The organism is Vibrio sp. 03-59-1 (assembly GCF_013114135.1).
Lineage (GTDB): Bacteria > Pseudomonadota > Gammaproteobacteria > Enterobacterales > Vibrionaceae > Vibrio > Vibrio cortegadensis.
Genome location: NZ_VTYA01000004.1, coordinates 25,852 through 40,815, shown reverse-complemented (window position 1 = coordinate 40,815; position 14,964 = coordinate 25,852). Strand labels below are relative to the sequence as shown.

The following is a 14,964-nucleotide window of genomic DNA, read 5'->3' as shown; positions in this document are numbered from 1 at the left end:
ATGCAATATTTATAGAAATGAGGGCTCTCTATCGACGTTGACAAGACGTACAGCCTCGGCAAGCGGATCGAGTATGGCGATCCAAACGGCTTCGCTGAATTTTACAATATGCATTCTTTAATGCTCGACGAGCAGAAAACCAATCATCTGGCTTTTCTAGTAGCAAATTCCCATTGAAGCGTTTTATCAGCGGCAGACGGTACTCATCAATGAATTGGCTATCAAAACCTATATCGAAATAATCTAACGCTTGCTCAATAGAGGTAAAGCTAGCAATTTTTTGTTGAATATTTATCTGGCTCATATTGATGGGCTACATGAAATAGAAGGAGGTTTTGATGAGGCTAAAGAAAAAATCAGCCTCAGTCAAATGACAGAGGCTGATTAATATTAAGTGTGTTTAGCGTTGCTATTATCGATACATGGAGTATTCAGAGTTCAAACCTTTGATTAGGCTATAACACATAATGAGCAGAACAAAAGTGAAAGGCAAAGCGGTCGCAACAACACCCGATTGCAGTGCTTGAAGTGCTTCTTTACCACCAACCCAAAGTATCACAGCCGCGATAGAACCTTCGACACTTGCCCAGAAAATTCGCTGTGGGATTGGTGTTTCAACTTTACCGCCAGAGGTAATGCTGTCGATAACCAGTGAACCGGAATCTGATGATGTCACAAAGAAGATCAGGATCAATACAACCGATAATATTGAGATCACATTGCCAAATGGTAATACATCGTACACATGGAATAGACTAAGTGAGATATCGGTTAAACCATTGGCTCCAAGTTCACCGACTTTATTGATCATCTGATCAAGAGCAAGGCCACCAAATACAGCCATCCAAATCAATGTTACCAATGTTGGGATAAAGATAACTGCTGCTAAGAACTCACGAACAGTACGGCCTTTAGAGATTCGAGCGATGAACATGCCGACAAATGGGGACCATGAAATCCACCATGCCCAATAGAATACTGTCCAACCATGCATCCAAGTGGTGTCTTCACGGCCATGTGGGTTACTTAGAGGGAAAAAGTTTTCTGCATATGCCATTAGAGTCTCAGGTAATGAGATCATCGCAACGTCAAAGCTCACAACGGTCACGAAAATGAGCAAAGCAAACGCAAACAGCATATTGATGTTACTTAGCAGTTTTACACCACCATCAATACCACGAACCACCGACATAATGGCGACAGAAGTAACGAATGCAATCACAATGAGTTGCATCCCGATGCCACCGTCAGTGCCAAACACGTGGTTAATACCACTTGTGGCTTGTTGTGCGCCTAAACCAAGAGACGTTGCTAAGCCAAACAAGGTGGCTAGAACCGCCATAATATCAATGATATGACCAACCCAGCCCCAAGCTTTATCGCCAAACACAGGATAGAACACAGAGCGAATCGACAGCGGCAACCCTTTATTAAAAGAGAAAAACGCAAGCGCGAGGGCCACGATAGCGTAAATTGCCCATCCGTGAATTCCCCAATGGAAAATCGTTGCACCAAGAGCGAGTGATTTAGCTTCTTCGGTTAACGGTTCAACATTAAATGGCGTTCCCCACCAATCCGTGAAGTAAGCAGCAGGTTCTGCAACTCCCCAGAATAGAAGACCGATACCCATTCCGGCAGCAAATAACATCGCCATCCAAGAGACTCTAGAGTGTTCAGGCGTTGTGTCTTTACCACCAATACGGATTTTACCAAAAGGTGAAACAATCAAAGCAAGGGTGAAGAAAACAAAGAAGTTGGTTGCCCACATAAAGAACACATCGAAATCTTCGATGATGCCATTTTTGAGGTTGTTAAGAACCTCTTTTGCGGTACTAGGTTCAACAATAAGCATTGCTGAAAGGAAAAGGAAAATAAGTCCAGCACTAATGCCGAAGACAGGGTTGTGTATATCAAACCCCCATTTTTGAACGTTATCTTGCCCGACTTGGTAATCGGTTGTGTCGATACTGTATTTCTTAAAACTGCTATCCATAAATGATACTCAAACGTTTAATCCGTAATGCTTTTTGTTCAAAATTAAAAAGCGAAATGGTCTGTAAAAGTTAAAATAATTAGACCACTAAATAAAAATCAGCCGGGATATTAACAATAACCACATTATTATTCAATAAAAACCAGTTTTAGCGCACGTTTTGACTGTTCTATATGCTATTTAATGAAATAAAATGTTATGAGTTCTAATTATTAGTGGTCTATGGTTTGGGTGCGATTGGGCTCGACCTGGATCAGTGGGCTGCGGTTGGCTAGAGGTAAATTGAGCTCAGAGTTGTTAGGCTATCGAGATATCCACATGGTTCATTATCGCTGCAGCAGAGCGTATACTCTTAAATCACAGACTAATGTAATAGAGTATTGTTATATGAATATTCGTAAGTTAAGTGGGATGCTTTTTCTACTCTCTTTTATGGGCTGTTCTACCGTTGAAACTACGCCGACTAACACCTCTCCTTCTACGGTTGCAGCTGATCCCGATAAAGCAGAAATTGAAACTTGGATAGATAAGAGCATCTTGGCTCCAGAAGGTCTATCGATAGAACAAAATCAGATTAAGTACCTAACGGGGAGCGTAGATCTGAATCGTGATGGAGACGTTGAGCATCTTGTATTAATACAAGATCGTTATTTCTGTGGTAGCGGTGGGTGTACCGCAGTTATGTTCGATAGTGTAGGTAAAGTGATTAATCGAATCACTGTAGCTCGAACGCCAATCACGTTAGCCAACAGCTATCGTAACGGATGGCAAGATTTTATTGTGTGGAGCAATGGGGCTTATCGATTGATGAGCTATAACGGTGAATCGTACCCGAGTAACCCTTCCCTAGAACCTAAAATAGACAGAGAAACAAGCGAAAAACTAGCTCAGATGAAAGTTGCCGAGACAGAATTGTATGAGCAAGATGGATATGATCTTCAACCTACCGATTCGACCGTTTTATGGACGCCCGCAGAAACTTATTATTTCACATTCAAACATTATGGTGACCCGTTTAGCTTCTATGATGCGACAGTCAATTTGGAGAGTGGAGAGATCGATATTGTGATAACACCTAAATCGGAATCAGACCTAAACATCAGCCAATAGCATCGTATTGTCTATAGCTCCGCCTCAATAGCTTCTATTGCCATCTTGACACTGATGGGGATTTGGCTGTGGAAAGGGTGTAGCGAATAGACATTAGATGGTGCCATTTCAAAGTTCGGCAGTACTTCTCTTAATCTATCTTGTTGTTTAAAATAGATTAATTGCGGCAATATACCTATACCTAATCCATTCTGAATTAGCGCTAAACTATTTTGAACCGTATTCACTTGGTGAGAGGCGGTGAAAGCCAAAACATGAGTCTTGTCTGACCTTTTATTGCTCAATTTATGAGTGATTTGTTTTGGTTGCCAGTGATTAGCAATGTAAGGCTGCTTCTCTATCTCACTGTCGGCAAATGTTGGATAATCTTGAGATACACATAGCACATCTTGCACCGAACCAATCTTCTTCTGTTTCAAATTACTTAGCTTTGATTCGCCAACTCGAATCGCTAAATCAATCCCTTCTTGCATTAAGTCTAGGTGGCCATCATGGGCGATGAGATTGAGCTTTACGTCTTGATATTGCTTAAATGCAGAGCTTAGAGCAGGGATCACAATACTATTCATCAGCGCGTGTGGGGCCGTCACCGTCAGTTTTCCTTGAGGGGAATCTTGTTGATGTAAAATATCGCTCCATGCTTTTTCGGCTAACCGGTGCATTTCACAACATTGTCGATAAAAGTGTTCACCTGAAGCGGTGAGTATCTGTTTTCTCGTTGTTCGTTTGAGCAGCGGGACATCAAGATCGAGCTCTAATTGTTTGAGATGTTGGCTAATGACCGATTTAGAAAGGTCGAGTTTTTCTGCCGCTTTAGTGATTGAACCTGTCTCGACGATAGTCATGAAGAGAGTCATTTGTTTGAGTTTATTCATGCTAGCTAAATTCCATTGTTCTGTTTTATTAAACAGTATTTTCTAATTGGTCTGTTTTTCTTGCTTAATGATGCGCTTATAGTTGGCTACATACAAACATTTGGAGAAGAATAATGACTCAAGAACAAATTTTATCAGCATGCAAAGCTGGGATTTCAGCATGGCAACAAGCATTTAACGCTCAAGATGCAGCAGGTTGCGCTGCCCAATATGCGGAAGGAACCGTAATGGAAGCACGTCCATTCGGAACGTTTACTGGTCGTGAGGAGATCCAAGCTTTTTGGCAAAATATCATGGACCAAGGGTTTTCAGATGTGGATTATACGGATGTGACATGGGAGCAAATTGGTGATGGTGGCTACCTGTTAAGTGCAAACTGGACGATGAACAAAGCATTTGGCGTTGTTCATCGTGAACATTGGACGATTCAAGAAGATGGTAAAGCGCGTCTGATTTCGGATGATTTTGAAGTGCAAGGCGAGCGCTAGAGCTAGAGCTAGAGCTAGAGCATCATGCATCTATTAGGAATAATGCCTAGGTAAAATAACTTTAGGCATTAATTATTATACAGACACTAGTGTAATCTTAAGTTTTGGTAATGAAAATTGCCTTTGATATTTTATAAATATAGACTCGCCTCCTGTCTGATTTAGAGGATATTAATCTCTGTGTTAATTACGCCGCCTTAACGTTCCACCCTCCCATAGCTTCATTGCTAACTAAAGCCCTGTATTCGCCTGAGTATTTGGCTTAACTCTCTGCGCTTGTTAATTCTATGCCGTATTTTCGGTTACTTTTCCGCGTTTAAAATTTATCAAAGAAGCACTTATTTACACCCCAGATCTATTTCTGGTGCGTATTTCAGTACGTAAATTGAGAATTCAATGTTTAAAAATTTCAAAATTGATTGGATGTCTAACATCCGTGGCGACTTGCTTGCGGGTATCGTTGTTGCTCTAGCTTTAATTCCTGAAGCTATCGCTTTTTCTATTATTGCAGGTGTTGACCCTAAAGTTGGGTTGTATGCCTCATTCAGTATTTCGGTTGTTATCGCCTTCACTGGAGGTCGTTCAGGCATGGTATCTGCTGCAACAGGTGCTATGGCATTATTGATGGTCACGTTAGTTAAAGAGCACGGGTTAGAGTACCTACTTGCCGTTACTGTACTTACTGGAATATTGCAGATCTTAGCGGGTTATTTAAAATTGGGCAGTTTGATGCGTTTTGTTTCACGCTCAGTAGTCACAGGTTTTGTTAATGCGCTAGCGATACTTATTTTTATGGCGCAAATTCCTGAACTTACTAATGTTACTTGGCACGTATACGCCATGACTGTTGCAGGTTTAGGGATTATATATCTTTTCCCATATCTACCAGTAATCGGAAAATTAATCCCTTCACCGTTAGTGTGTATTATCGTACTAACCGCAATTTCTATGTCGTTTCATATTGATATTCGTACTGTTGGAGATATGGGGCATTTGCCTGATACATTGCCAATTTTCTTGTGGCCTGATGTACCATTAAACATAGATACCTTATTGATTATATTGCCATACTCCATTGGTTTAGCAGTGGTCGGGCTATTAGAGTCGATGATGACAGCGACGATTGTTGATGATTTAACTGATACCAATAGTGACAAAAACCGAGAGTGTAAAGGGCAAGGTGTTGCCAATGTTTTTACCGGTTTTCTTGGTGGAATGGCTGGTTGTGCGATGATTGGCCAATCAATGATTAATATAAAATCTGGCGGACGTGGTCGGCTATCTACACTTTCAGCGGGTGTGTTTTTATTAGTTATGGTGGTGTTTCTTGGCCCGTGGTTAAAACAAATACCAATGGCGGCTTTAGTTGCAGTGATGATCATGGTTGCAATTGGTACTTTCTCATGGAGTTCGATCTCGGATTTAAAAAAGCATCCAATATCAACCAATATTGTAATGCTATCCACTGTGGTTATTGTTGTAATGACGCATAATTTGGCTATTGGTGTTTTGGTCGGAGTGTTGCTTGCTTCACTATTCTTTGCCAACAAAATCAGCCGCATGATGGTGATAAAGAATAATTCAGACGAAAATAGCTCGCGTGAATATACCGTAATAGGGCAAGTGTTTTTTGTGTCATCGGATAAATTTATCACTTCTTTTGATTTCAAAGAGGTGATCGAGAGTGTGACGATTGATTTATCGGCTGCGCACTTTTGGGATGTCACTTCGGTATCTGCTTTGGATAAAGTCGTGGTTAAGTTTCGACGAGAGGGAACTCAAGTGGAACTTATTGGAATGAACCAAGCCACTCAGACTATTGTCGATAAATTTGGTGTGCATGACAAACCAGAAGAAGTTGAAAAACTATTGGCCGGACATTAAGGATTAAAGAATGAAAAATATCATAGCTTGTATTGATGGTTCCCCTATGACGCCTGCAACGTGCGAAGCGAGTGCATGGGTAGCATCTAAGATTAATGTGCCGCTTATCTTACTGCATGTTCTCGATAAAACGGCCAGGCCAGTGGTCAGTGAGTTTTCTGGACAAATTGGATTAGGTAGCCAAGAAGAGTTGCTAAATGAACTTGCCGAGTTGGATGAGGCTCGTAGTAAAGTCGCACTCAAGCATGGAAAACAATTGTTGGATGAAGCGGCTAAATGGGTAATGAAAGAAGGCATTACTAATGTTGAGCAACTACAGCGACATGGAAGTTTACTTGAAAGCCTGATTGATTTAGAAAATGAACTCAGAGTGTTAGTAATTGGTAAATTAGGTGAAGAGCAGGGCAGCAATAAAACGATAGGTTCTCAACTTGAAAGTGTGATTCGTTCTATTAAATCTCATACGTTAGTAGTTAATGCCCCATTTTCTATCCCAACATCTTATCTCATTGCTTTTGATGGCAGTCCAACGAGTGAAAAGCTGATTGAAAAAGCGATTAATACGCCTCTGCTTTTTGGATTAGATTGTCATTTAGTAATGGTGGATGACTTTGCGGCAAAGAGTGCGGCTTTTGAGAAAGCGGCGATTAGATTGAAAAATGCAGGGCTTAGTGTACATGAAGACATACTGTCAGGATCTGTTGATGATGCTTTGTTGAAATACCAGAAAGATCATCAAATAGGCATGATGGTAATGGGGGCTTATGGGCATTCAACACTAAGGCAGTTTTTTTTAGGAAGCAATACAACCAAGGTATTAATAAAAAGTGAATTACCTTTATTATTAATACGTTAGTTATGGGCATATAAGTGAACATTAGCTAATAAAATAACGCCTAAAGTAGATTGCTTTAGGCGTTTTGCTTTTATACGAGGCTTTCAATGTAAGTTGGGTAATCAATATAGCCTTGTTCGTTACCGCCGAATAACGTATTGCCGTCTAATGCTGCTAGGTCATAGTTATTCTCTAAGCGTGATACCAAATCTGGGTTAGAGACAAACGGGCGACCAAAAGCGACAAGATCAGCATAGCCTTTGTTGAGGATCTCATTAGCGCGTTCTTGTGTGTAACTGCCTGCGACGATAATCGTATTGGTAAATATTTTTCGTAGCTCAATACGGAAGCTTTCAGGGATAATTGGTGCATCGTCCCAATCGGCTTCTGATAAATGTAAATAAGCAATATCACGTGCTTGTAATTCTCTTGAAGCTTCAAGAATAGTTGGCACAATATCTGGACAATCCATGTCTTTAAACGTGATGAAAGGAGCAAGGCGAACCCCAACTTTGTCAGCCCCAATCTCTTTGCTTACCGCATCAACCACTTCAAGCAGAAAACGAATACGGTTTTCACGAGTTTCGCCATATTCATCGATCCTATGGTTGGAGTTAGTTCGAAGGAATTGATCAATCAGGTATCCGTTACCACCGTGTATTTCTACACCATCAAACCCCGCTTCTATTGCACGTCTTGCAGAGTAGGCAAAATCTTGGATGACACGATGGATGTCATCGTGCGTCATTGCCCTCGGCTGAATGCAATCGACCATATTGCCGTTGCCTTGTTCATCTGCAATCCATACTTTGGTTTCAACAGGAGCAAGAGCAGAGGGGGCAATAGGTAATTCCCCTTTCTGGAACGTCGGGTGAGATACTCTTCCTACATGCCATAATTGACAGAACATCGCAGCACCAGCTTGATGAGCCGCCGATGTGATTGGTTGCCATCCTTTGACTTGTTCATCTGTGTAAACACCAGGAGTGAATGAGTAGCCTTGAGAGTCGTCTGATATTTGTGTTGCTTCAGAAATAATTAACCCTGCAGTGGCTCGTTGCTTGTAATAAGTCGCCATCATTTCATTTGGAATGTTCCCCGGCTGGCTCGTACGTGCCCGAGTCATTGGAGCCATTACGACTCGATTTTGCAAGCCGATGTTTTTTAAGTTGGTTTTCTCAAATAATGTGTTCATGTTATTACCTTTCGCTCGTATTAGTTAATTAATGCGCCGCCATCAATATCGATGATTGAACCTGTCATATATGGATTTGTAATCGCCATCACATAAGCCATCGCAATATCTGAGGCTTGGCCAATGTGACCAACAGGCAAGCTCTGTTTTGCGTTGTCATACATAGATTCACGAGATTTTGTATCCATATTTTGATAAGCGGCTGTTGCTGTTAATCCTGGGCTTACAGCATTCACTCGAATTGGAGCCAATTCTTTGGCGAGCACCTTGGTCACCGCTTCTAAGGCGGCATTTATTGCTGATTTTGTATAAGTGTTGGCCACCACCTTTCGAGATAACATGCCCGTGGTGAGGGTGATTGAGCCATTGGGTTTTAGATAACGAGCTGCATGTTTAGCCGCGTGAATTGAGCCCCAAAATTTGGTATCAAAAGCTGATTTTGCTTCTGTGATAGCAACATCAATTAACCTCCCGGAGGGAGCCGATGACCCTGCTGTAACAACAAGATGATCAATTGGCCCAATCGACTCAAAATAATGATGAACTGATTTTTCATCACTGATATCTAGGCCAGTAGAGCGACTTACCACATGAACAGTATTATTTTCATGAGTGAAGTACTGAGCTACCGCCTCGCCAATCCCAGAAGTGCCTCCAATGATGACAAATGTGGTTTTTTCTTGATTCATAATGTGTACCTTCTAAAAATCGTAATAGGATGATGCGGTTAACCGCTGTTGATTAGAGTAAAAGGAGAAATAGAACACCTAAGAAAATAATAACGAGACTCTCTATTCTCTGAACTAATTTATAATCAAAAATATCGATATTCTTCTTTGAGAAGCAAAAGGGAATGTCGTTAATAGCGAATTGATTTAATGAATTTTTTGTCATTTTTGTCATTTTTGGATTTAAAACCATCGAACGGCTCCTTTGTAATGAGGCTCAGGTTATGAGCCTTTCTAAAAGAACTAATTTGCGAGACTTGGTGTAACTAGTGCTGATGTTTTTTCTTTTTGATTGGCTTTCGCAATGAATAGTAAGCCTATGACGGGAACTACTACGGCAGCAAAAGGAATCATGCTTGCTCCTAATTGGCTATCGAGTACCATGCCGCCTAGGAAACCACCGAATGCATTGGCTAAGTTGAATGCCGATATGTTTGCTGTTGCTGCGAGTTCTTGGCCTTCACCGCCGTGATTCATCACTCGAAGTTGCATGGCCGGCACGTTTGCAAACGACGCAATCCCAAAGATAAATGCGGTGATGACAAAGAGAATTTTGTTATCAACCACCAAGCCAACGGCAATTAATGAAATAATCATGGCGACAGCCCAGAACATCGATGCTTTTCCTAAGTTTTTGTCAGAAGAGCGGCCACCTAAAATATTGCCAATGATTAAACCAACTCCCACAATAACCAGAATCCATGTCACAGCAGACTCACCATAGCCCGTGATATGCATAGCAATTGGCGCGAGGTAGCCATACAGAGCCATAAAACCAGACCATGATAATGCGGTGATTGCTAAGCTAATGAGCAGCATTGGGTTTTTAAATGCCATCAGCTGAGTTTTAATATCTTTTGCTTCGCTATGACCTGTTGAATTTATTGAAGTTAAAATTGAAATCATAGCGACGGCACCAAATGCAGCAACCGTAAAGAAGGTGGTGTGCCATCCGAACTGCAAACTGATCCAAGTACCCGCGGGAACACCAAGAACATTGGCAAGCGTTAAGCCCGCAAACATTTGGCCAACAGCACGGCCTGCCATTTTTTCGGTGACTAAATTGGTTGCGACAACGGCACCAATGCCATAGAACGGCCCCTGAACAAGGCCAGCAATGACACGGCTAATCAGTAATAAATGGTAGGTTGGTGCTAGCGCCGATAATACGTTGCCAATAATAAATAGTGCCATTAAACCAGTTAGAACGACCTTCTTATTAAAACGGGCTAAATAAATGGTTAAGACAGGGCCGCCAATCACAATGGCTAATGCATAGGCGCTGATTAAGTAACCAGCTTGACCTTCAGTGATCGAAAGGGATGTTGCAATTTGCGGTAAGATGCCAGCAATCACAAATTCGGCAGTACCGATGGCGAAAGCAGCCAATGTGAGTATCCAGACTTGAAAGGGCATTTTTTCTTTATTCATGATGTTACCTTTAGCTTATTCTTTGTTGTAATTAACTTATGGCAACTATTTTATCTGTTCGACTTAAATTGATAATTGGGTAAAATGTAAAATCATTATTCGGATTATCTGAATAGTAGTGATTGAGCGGTAATACTGGCACGAGAAATGAAGAGGTAAGAGATGGATAAATTCTCTGATATGGCGATGTTCGTGAGTGTGGTGAAGCATCAAGGGTTAGCGGCGGCAGGGCGTGAATTAGGGCTTTCTCCTGCAACAATGACGGCAAGGCTACAAGGATTGGAAGAACGCTATGGAGTCAAGTTGCTCAATCGAAGCACAAGGCATATATCTCTCACTGATTCTGGTGATCTTTACCATAAAGCGTGTCTTGAGATCCTTGAAAATGTAAAAGAGACAGAGAATCTCATTTTGAATGGGGTGAAAGAAGTCAAAGGGTCACTTAAAATCAGCGCACCAAAAGACATAGGTAAACAACATATCCTTCCCATCTTGTCTGAATTTTGTGAACAATTCCCAGATGTGGTGCCTTACTTATATTTGAATGACGATGTCTCAAACATCGCTGAATCGGGTATCGATATTGTTATACGTTATGGTGAGCTTGCCGATAGCAGTTTGATATCGCGACGATTATCGTCAAGCCATCGAGTCCTGTGTGCATCACCGAAATACTTAGCGAAGTATGGCACGCCATTAACCCCGCAAGATTTAGTAAATCATCGCTGCCTTGCGATGGTTCGTAGTAATGAAGAGCTTAAAACGTGGCATTTTCAAGATACGGATAAAAAGAATGTAATAACAGTATTGCCTAAACGATTTTCAGATGACGGCGAAGTGGTTCGGCATTGGGCATTAGAAGGGGCGGGGATTGCTTTGAAATCAATACTAGACGTGCAGGACGATATCGATAACTTACGCTTGGTTACGGTACTGAATGGTTATATGACCAATTTTAACACATCGACATCAGTATCAAGTGCTGACCTGAATGTTGTCTATATGAGTAAGAAATATCAGCCTAAGAGGATTCGGCTATTTCTAGACTTTCTTTTTGATAAATTTCGTAAGTAATGAAATGAGCCATAGTCGAAGATAAATACGACAGCATGATTAACTTAATATTTATTAATGAAAATTTTAGGCTCTAAAACGGCGAAACCCCGATGTTGGTAGCATCGGGGTTTCTAATTTTTAGATTTCTCGGTTGGTAATGCCGATTATCTTTCTATGCAGCAGGTAATGGTTTTATCCACTTAATTCCAAAAAGGAATTAGATGCGGATGAAATCCATGTGCTCAACTTTTGGCTTGTAAGCGTGACGTTGAACGTCTTGTGGCTTAACCTTAACTTCTGCGCCGTCGATCACTAGAGTGATTTCTTCGTAGAATTCAGGTTTGTCCATTTGGTTCATTACAACGTGGTGCTCAAGCGCGATAGCTACTGCAGCTGCTTCGCCACCGTAAACTACTGCTGGGAATTTACCCGCGTGACGTAGGCGGCGGCTCGCACCCTTACCTAGTTCAGTACGTACTACTGCTTCAAATTTCATAGGTTTTACTCTCAAATAGTAAAATTAAACTTCATCACCAACATAGCGACCTAGTTGATGCGGTATAGCAAGAATAGAAAATTGGTAGTTACTATTCTTGCGAGCGCGGATACTACCATTCTCTGTTGGTTCGGGCAAGAGTATTGTCCTGAATCCTTCTCTAATTGAACGACTAATGGCTTAGTTTTTAAAATATGTTAGTAGAGAACTCGTGGTTAAAGCGAAAGGGATGATTATTTAGGCATTGTGATTCGATTTTACTCGTTGTCGTAAGCTGTTTTACTTTCTCAATTCTCAATTCTCAATTCTCAATACTCAATGCGAACTTCAATTTGAATACTGGTAGGTTGGTGTACGGTATTGATAATCAAACTCAAAAGCATGAACTGAACCTGAATGTCTTACTCACGATAGGTTAAGTCACCGCACGTTAATCTCTTCATCAGAATATAAAAACAAAACATTATTTCAATAGATGGAGAAGATTATGAACCCGATTAGCATTGTTGTGATTACCCTAAATGAAGAAAAACGAATTGGCCGTTTAATGGATGACTTAAGTAAACAGAGCCATCGTGATTTTGAAGTGATTGTGGTGGATTCGAATAGTGACGATTCAACATGTGACGTTGCCGCAGCCTATGAATCAAGCTTGCCTGAGCTTTCCATCCATAAAATGAGCACACGCGGAGTCAGCTTAGGACGAAATACAGGAGCATCATTAGCCAAGCACGAACGTTTACTGTTTTTAGATGCCGATGTTCGTTTGAGTTCAGATTTTCTAGCCATGGCGATTGCTCAGTTGAATGAACGAAAACTTGAAGTTGCTGGTGTCTACATGGGGTCTAAAAATCTGCCTCTTTTACATAAAGCGGGTTATGCGATGTTTAATGGCGGCTTATTTATTACGCAGTTCTTTTTCCCAACCGCAGTAGGCGCGTGTATTTTCTCAACGAAAAGAGTTCACCAAGCCTTAGACGGGTTCGATGAAAATATCACGTTGTGTGAAGACTGTGACTACGTCAAAAGGGCCAGTAAAACGTGGCGATTTCGTTTCCTCTCACTTCGCTTCGAGTTTGATCCACGACGTTTAGATCAAGATGGGTTGTTCAAAATGGGGCTGACATACCTTAAGGCTAATGTGCGCCGTTTCTTCATCGGTGAAATGCGTAATAACGAGATGGAATACAAATTTGGTCATTACTCTGAGGGCTGATCAATATTGGCTGCACTGAATGTGTCGGTGTGGCCAATATCGTAGAGTGGTTTAGAAAGAAGAGAAACAGCAGAGTCATGAGGTGGTTATGTGGGAAAGCGCGGGTTTATTTCTGGGTGCATTGTTAGATGCACTCATTGGCCCTAATTTATTTGTCCCAGGAGAGCCGTTTTTAATTGCGGCGGGTTACCAGTTGTACCAAGGCGTATGGCTTGGTGTTATTGCCGTACTATGTGGAGCTCTGGTTGGTGATCAGGCCAGCTATTGGATTGGCCGAAAAGTTGGGAATTCAGCGCAACGAAAATTAATGCGTTTTCAGCCTAAGATTCGTCGTCCTATTGCCCGCTGTCGGATATTGATGCAGAAAAGAGGCAATTATGTACTCGCCTTCTCTCGTTTACTTGGTCCTGTTTCGTGGGTGGTCCCGTTTATGGCGGGTACACAAAACATCGAGTGGCGTAGATTCAGTCTATTTGACACTTTTGGTGTAATGCTTGGCGTTGGGCAGTTTGTCTTTTGGGGCTATCTGTTAGGTGCTGGTATTGAACAAGTCCCTTTTGTCGACGCGGCCAAAACATTTGTGTTGGAACATCAATACTTGTTGATGTTATTTGCTTCTACCGCTGTTGTGGCTTTTATCGCATACAAGAAAAATTGGCGATTCCCAGTGACTAAAAGTATCGGCTTTTTGCTTATTGGAATGTTAGGTGTCAACTATAGCCATTTCTTTTGGTTCAGTGATGATGCAGTGGTAACACCTGGGAATACTCAAACTATGGAGGTTGTTTCTCAGTATAAAGAAAACGCAAACCCTTCCCTTATTTCTCTAAAAACAGCATTTCCAGTCGCGTCCGTTACTTTTAGCGACGATTTAATGTCGACACCGTTGTTGGCATCAGACTTTAAAGTGTATCCGGGAAAGTCTCCCTTTTTTGATGCCCAAGCCCTGAATCTGGTGCTCATTGGAGAATCGCCTCGAACACTAATGGCACAGCTTGGTTGGATTGAGAACAAAACCTTTTCCCGTGATGAGATTGAGTGGAAAGATTACTTACAACTTTTAAGCGATAAAACACCGCCCGTGTCGGATCTTTTTTGGAATGAAGAACCTCAACATATGGCGTTTCAACTTCCAGGAACATTGATGAAACGGAGTCATGTTCGCTGGTGGAAAGCGGGTGTTGATCCTATTAGCCAACAACCACGTTGGGTTGGCGCAATCAGTTATGATGATGGGTTAATACTGACGCCCTATAGCGGTATTGTGACTGTTTTGCACAGCATTGATCCAAATGTCGACCATGAACGTGACCAATTCGCGGCGAAGGTTGAACTGGCTAACCTTAACTGGAGTACCGAAATGCAAGCTTTAGGGCAAATCACGGTGCTAGATGACCAGCATGATTATTACAGTGACGGACAAGTCTTAGTGATTAAAGAGAATACGTTATTGGCAAAAGTGACGAAGTAAGGCTTTGCAATTTTGTTTGATATGAAAGAAAAGATGCGTGATGCAAATTGGAGGTTTTCATATTGAATATTAAGTCTGAAGTGGGAACGAGTTTCTACTCGAATCCAAGCTTGATGCCGTTGATAGTATGATGAGTTGATAAATTTAACGATGTGTTCAAATTCAGTTTAGAATTTGAACACCTCT

The 14,964-nt window shown here is 41.5% G+C and carries 14 protein-coding genes; 7 read left to right on the top strand and 7 right to left on the bottom strand.

The features are described 5' to 3' along the window. Positions 1-28 precede the first annotated feature (28 nt). Together F0249_RS04995 and F0249_RS04990 are read right to left on the bottom strand one after the other, a co-directional pair. Positions 29-304 (bottom strand): nitrogenase-stabilizing/protective protein NifW, encoded by a 276-nt coding sequence (locus F0249_RS04995; RefSeq protein WP_017053717.1) that lies wholly within the window; start codon positions 302-304, stop codon positions 29-31. A gap of 108 nt (positions 305-412) precedes the next feature. Continuing rightward, positions 413-1,993, bottom strand: coding sequence for a BCCT family transporter (locus F0249_RS04990; protein ID WP_171756042.1), 1,581 nt, complete (start codon positions 1,991-1,993; stop codon positions 413-415). 387 nt (positions 1,994-2,380) lie between these two features. On the opposite strand from F0249_RS04990, the gene F0249_RS04985 reads away from it, so the two are divergent. Next, positions 2,381-3,103 carry a hypothetical protein gene (locus tag F0249_RS04985; RefSeq protein ID WP_171756041.1) on the top strand — a complete coding sequence of 241 codons (723 nt, stop codon included), beginning with the start codon at positions 2,381-2,383 and terminating at the stop codon, positions 3,101-3,103. A gap of 11 nt (positions 3,104-3,114) precedes the next feature. Here F0249_RS04985 and F0249_RS04980 read toward each other — a convergent pair whose 3' ends face one another. Continuing rightward, positions 3,115-3,978: a LysR family transcriptional regulator gene (locus tag F0249_RS04980; protein ID WP_171756040.1), complete on the bottom strand. Its 864-nt coding sequence runs from the start codon at positions 3,976-3,978 to the stop codon at positions 3,115-3,117. A gap of 113 nt (positions 3,979-4,091) precedes the next feature. Between F0249_RS04980 and F0249_RS04975 the strand changes: the two genes are divergently transcribed. The 3 genes from F0249_RS04975 (at position 4,092) to F0249_RS04965 (ending at position 7,206) form a co-directional block, all read left to right on the top strand. After that, positions 4,092-4,466: a nuclear transport factor 2 family protein gene (locus tag F0249_RS04975; RefSeq protein WP_017053721.1), complete on the top strand. Its 375-nt coding sequence runs from the start codon at positions 4,092-4,094 to the stop codon at positions 4,464-4,466. 396 nt (positions 4,467-4,862) lie between these two features. After that, positions 4,863-6,350: a SulP family inorganic anion transporter gene (locus tag F0249_RS04970; protein WP_171756039.1), complete on the top strand. Its 1,488-nt coding sequence runs from the start codon at positions 4,863-4,865 to the stop codon at positions 6,348-6,350. A gap of 10 nt (positions 6,351-6,360) precedes the next feature. Next, positions 6,361-7,206: a universal stress protein gene (locus F0249_RS04965; RefSeq protein ID WP_171756038.1), complete on the top strand. Its 846-nt coding sequence runs from the start codon at positions 6,361-6,363 to the stop codon at positions 7,204-7,206. 70 nt (positions 7,207-7,276) lie between these two features. Here the strand turns inward: F0249_RS04965 and F0249_RS04960 are convergent, their stop codons facing one another. From F0249_RS04960 to F0249_RS04950, 3 genes are all read right to left on the bottom strand, one after another. Continuing rightward, positions 7,277-8,380, bottom strand: a complete 1,104-nt coding sequence (locus tag F0249_RS04960) for an alkene reductase (protein WP_171756037.1) — start codon at positions 8,378-8,380, stop codon at positions 7,277-7,279. A gap of 20 nt (positions 8,381-8,400) precedes the next feature. After that, positions 8,401-9,069, bottom strand: coding sequence for an SDR family oxidoreductase (locus F0249_RS04955; RefSeq protein WP_136995856.1), 669 nt, complete (start codon positions 9,067-9,069; stop codon positions 8,401-8,403). Between the two features lie 282 nt (positions 9,070-9,351). Then, a complete protein-coding gene (locus tag F0249_RS04950) occupies positions 9,352-10,539 on the bottom strand; it encodes an MFS transporter (RefSeq protein WP_136995857.1) in 1,188 nt (395 codons plus the stop codon). A gap of 162 nt (positions 10,540-10,701) precedes the next feature. On the opposite strand from F0249_RS04950, the gene F0249_RS04945 reads away from it, so the two are divergent. Further along, positions 10,702-11,613, top strand: coding sequence for a LysR family transcriptional regulator (locus F0249_RS04945; protein ID WP_113796028.1), 912 nt, complete (start codon positions 10,702-10,704; stop codon positions 11,611-11,613). Positions 11,614-11,812: 199 nt separating this feature from the next. On the opposite strand, the gene rplY is transcribed toward F0249_RS04945, so the two are convergent. Next, positions 11,813-12,091: a 50S ribosomal protein L25 gene (gene rplY, locus F0249_RS04940; protein ID WP_017053727.1), complete on the bottom strand. Its 279-nt coding sequence runs from the start codon at positions 12,089-12,091 to the stop codon at positions 11,813-11,815. 487 nt (positions 12,092-12,578) lie between these two features. Between rplY and F0249_RS04935 the strand changes: the two genes are divergently transcribed. After that, positions 12,579-13,307, top strand: coding sequence for a glycosyltransferase (locus F0249_RS04935; protein ID WP_017053728.1), 729 nt, complete (start codon positions 12,579-12,581; stop codon positions 13,305-13,307). An 88-nt stretch (positions 13,308-13,395) separates the two neighbouring features. Further along, entirely contained in the window at positions 13,396-14,778 is a 1,383-nt protein-coding gene (locus tag F0249_RS04930) for an LssY C-terminal domain-containing protein (RefSeq protein WP_171756036.1), read from the top strand. Positions 14,779-14,964: the final 186 nt, after the last annotated feature.

Coding starts and splice junctions, on each gene's coding strand:
- F0249_RS04995 (WP_017053717.1), bottom strand. CDS start 304: ATGAGCCAGATAAATATTCAACAAAAAATTGCTAGCTTTACCTCTATT.
- F0249_RS04990 (WP_171756042.1), bottom strand. CDS start 1,993: ATGGATAGCAGTTTTAAGAAATACAGTATCGACACAACCGATTACCAA.
- F0249_RS04985 (WP_171756041.1), top strand. CDS start 2,381: ATGAATATTCGTAAGTTAAGTGGGATGCTTTTTCTACTCTCTTTTATG.
- F0249_RS04980 (WP_171756040.1), bottom strand. CDS start 3,978: ATGAATAAACTCAAACAAATGACTCTCTTCATGACTATCGTCGAGACA.
- F0249_RS04975 (WP_017053721.1), top strand. CDS start 4,092: ATGACTCAAGAACAAATTTTATCAGCATGCAAAGCTGGGATTTCAGCA.
- F0249_RS04970 (WP_171756039.1), top strand. CDS start 4,863: ATGTTTAAAAATTTCAAAATTGATTGGATGTCTAACATCCGTGGCGAC.
- F0249_RS04965 (WP_171756038.1), top strand. CDS start 6,361: ATGAAAAATATCATAGCTTGTATTGATGGTTCCCCTATGACGCCTGCA.
- F0249_RS04960 (WP_171756037.1), bottom strand. CDS start 8,380: ATGAACACATTATTTGAGAAAACCAACTTAAAAAACATCGGCTTGCAA.
- F0249_RS04955 (WP_136995856.1), bottom strand. CDS start 9,069: ATGAATCAAGAAAAAACCACATTTGTCATCATTGGAGGCACTTCTGGG.
- F0249_RS04950 (WP_136995857.1), bottom strand. CDS start 10,539: ATGAATAAAGAAAAAATGCCCTTTCAAGTCTGGATACTCACATTGGCT.
- F0249_RS04945 (WP_113796028.1), top strand. CDS start 10,702: ATGGATAAATTCTCTGATATGGCGATGTTCGTGAGTGTGGTGAAGCAT.
- rplY (WP_017053727.1), bottom strand. CDS start 12,091: ATGAAATTTGAAGCAGTAGTACGTACTGAACTAGGTAAGGGTGCGAGC.
- F0249_RS04935 (WP_017053728.1), top strand. CDS start 12,579: ATGAACCCGATTAGCATTGTTGTGATTACCCTAAATGAAGAAAAACGA.
- F0249_RS04930 (WP_171756036.1), top strand. CDS start 13,396: ATGTGGGAAAGCGCGGGTTTATTTCTGGGTGCATTGTTAGATGCACTC.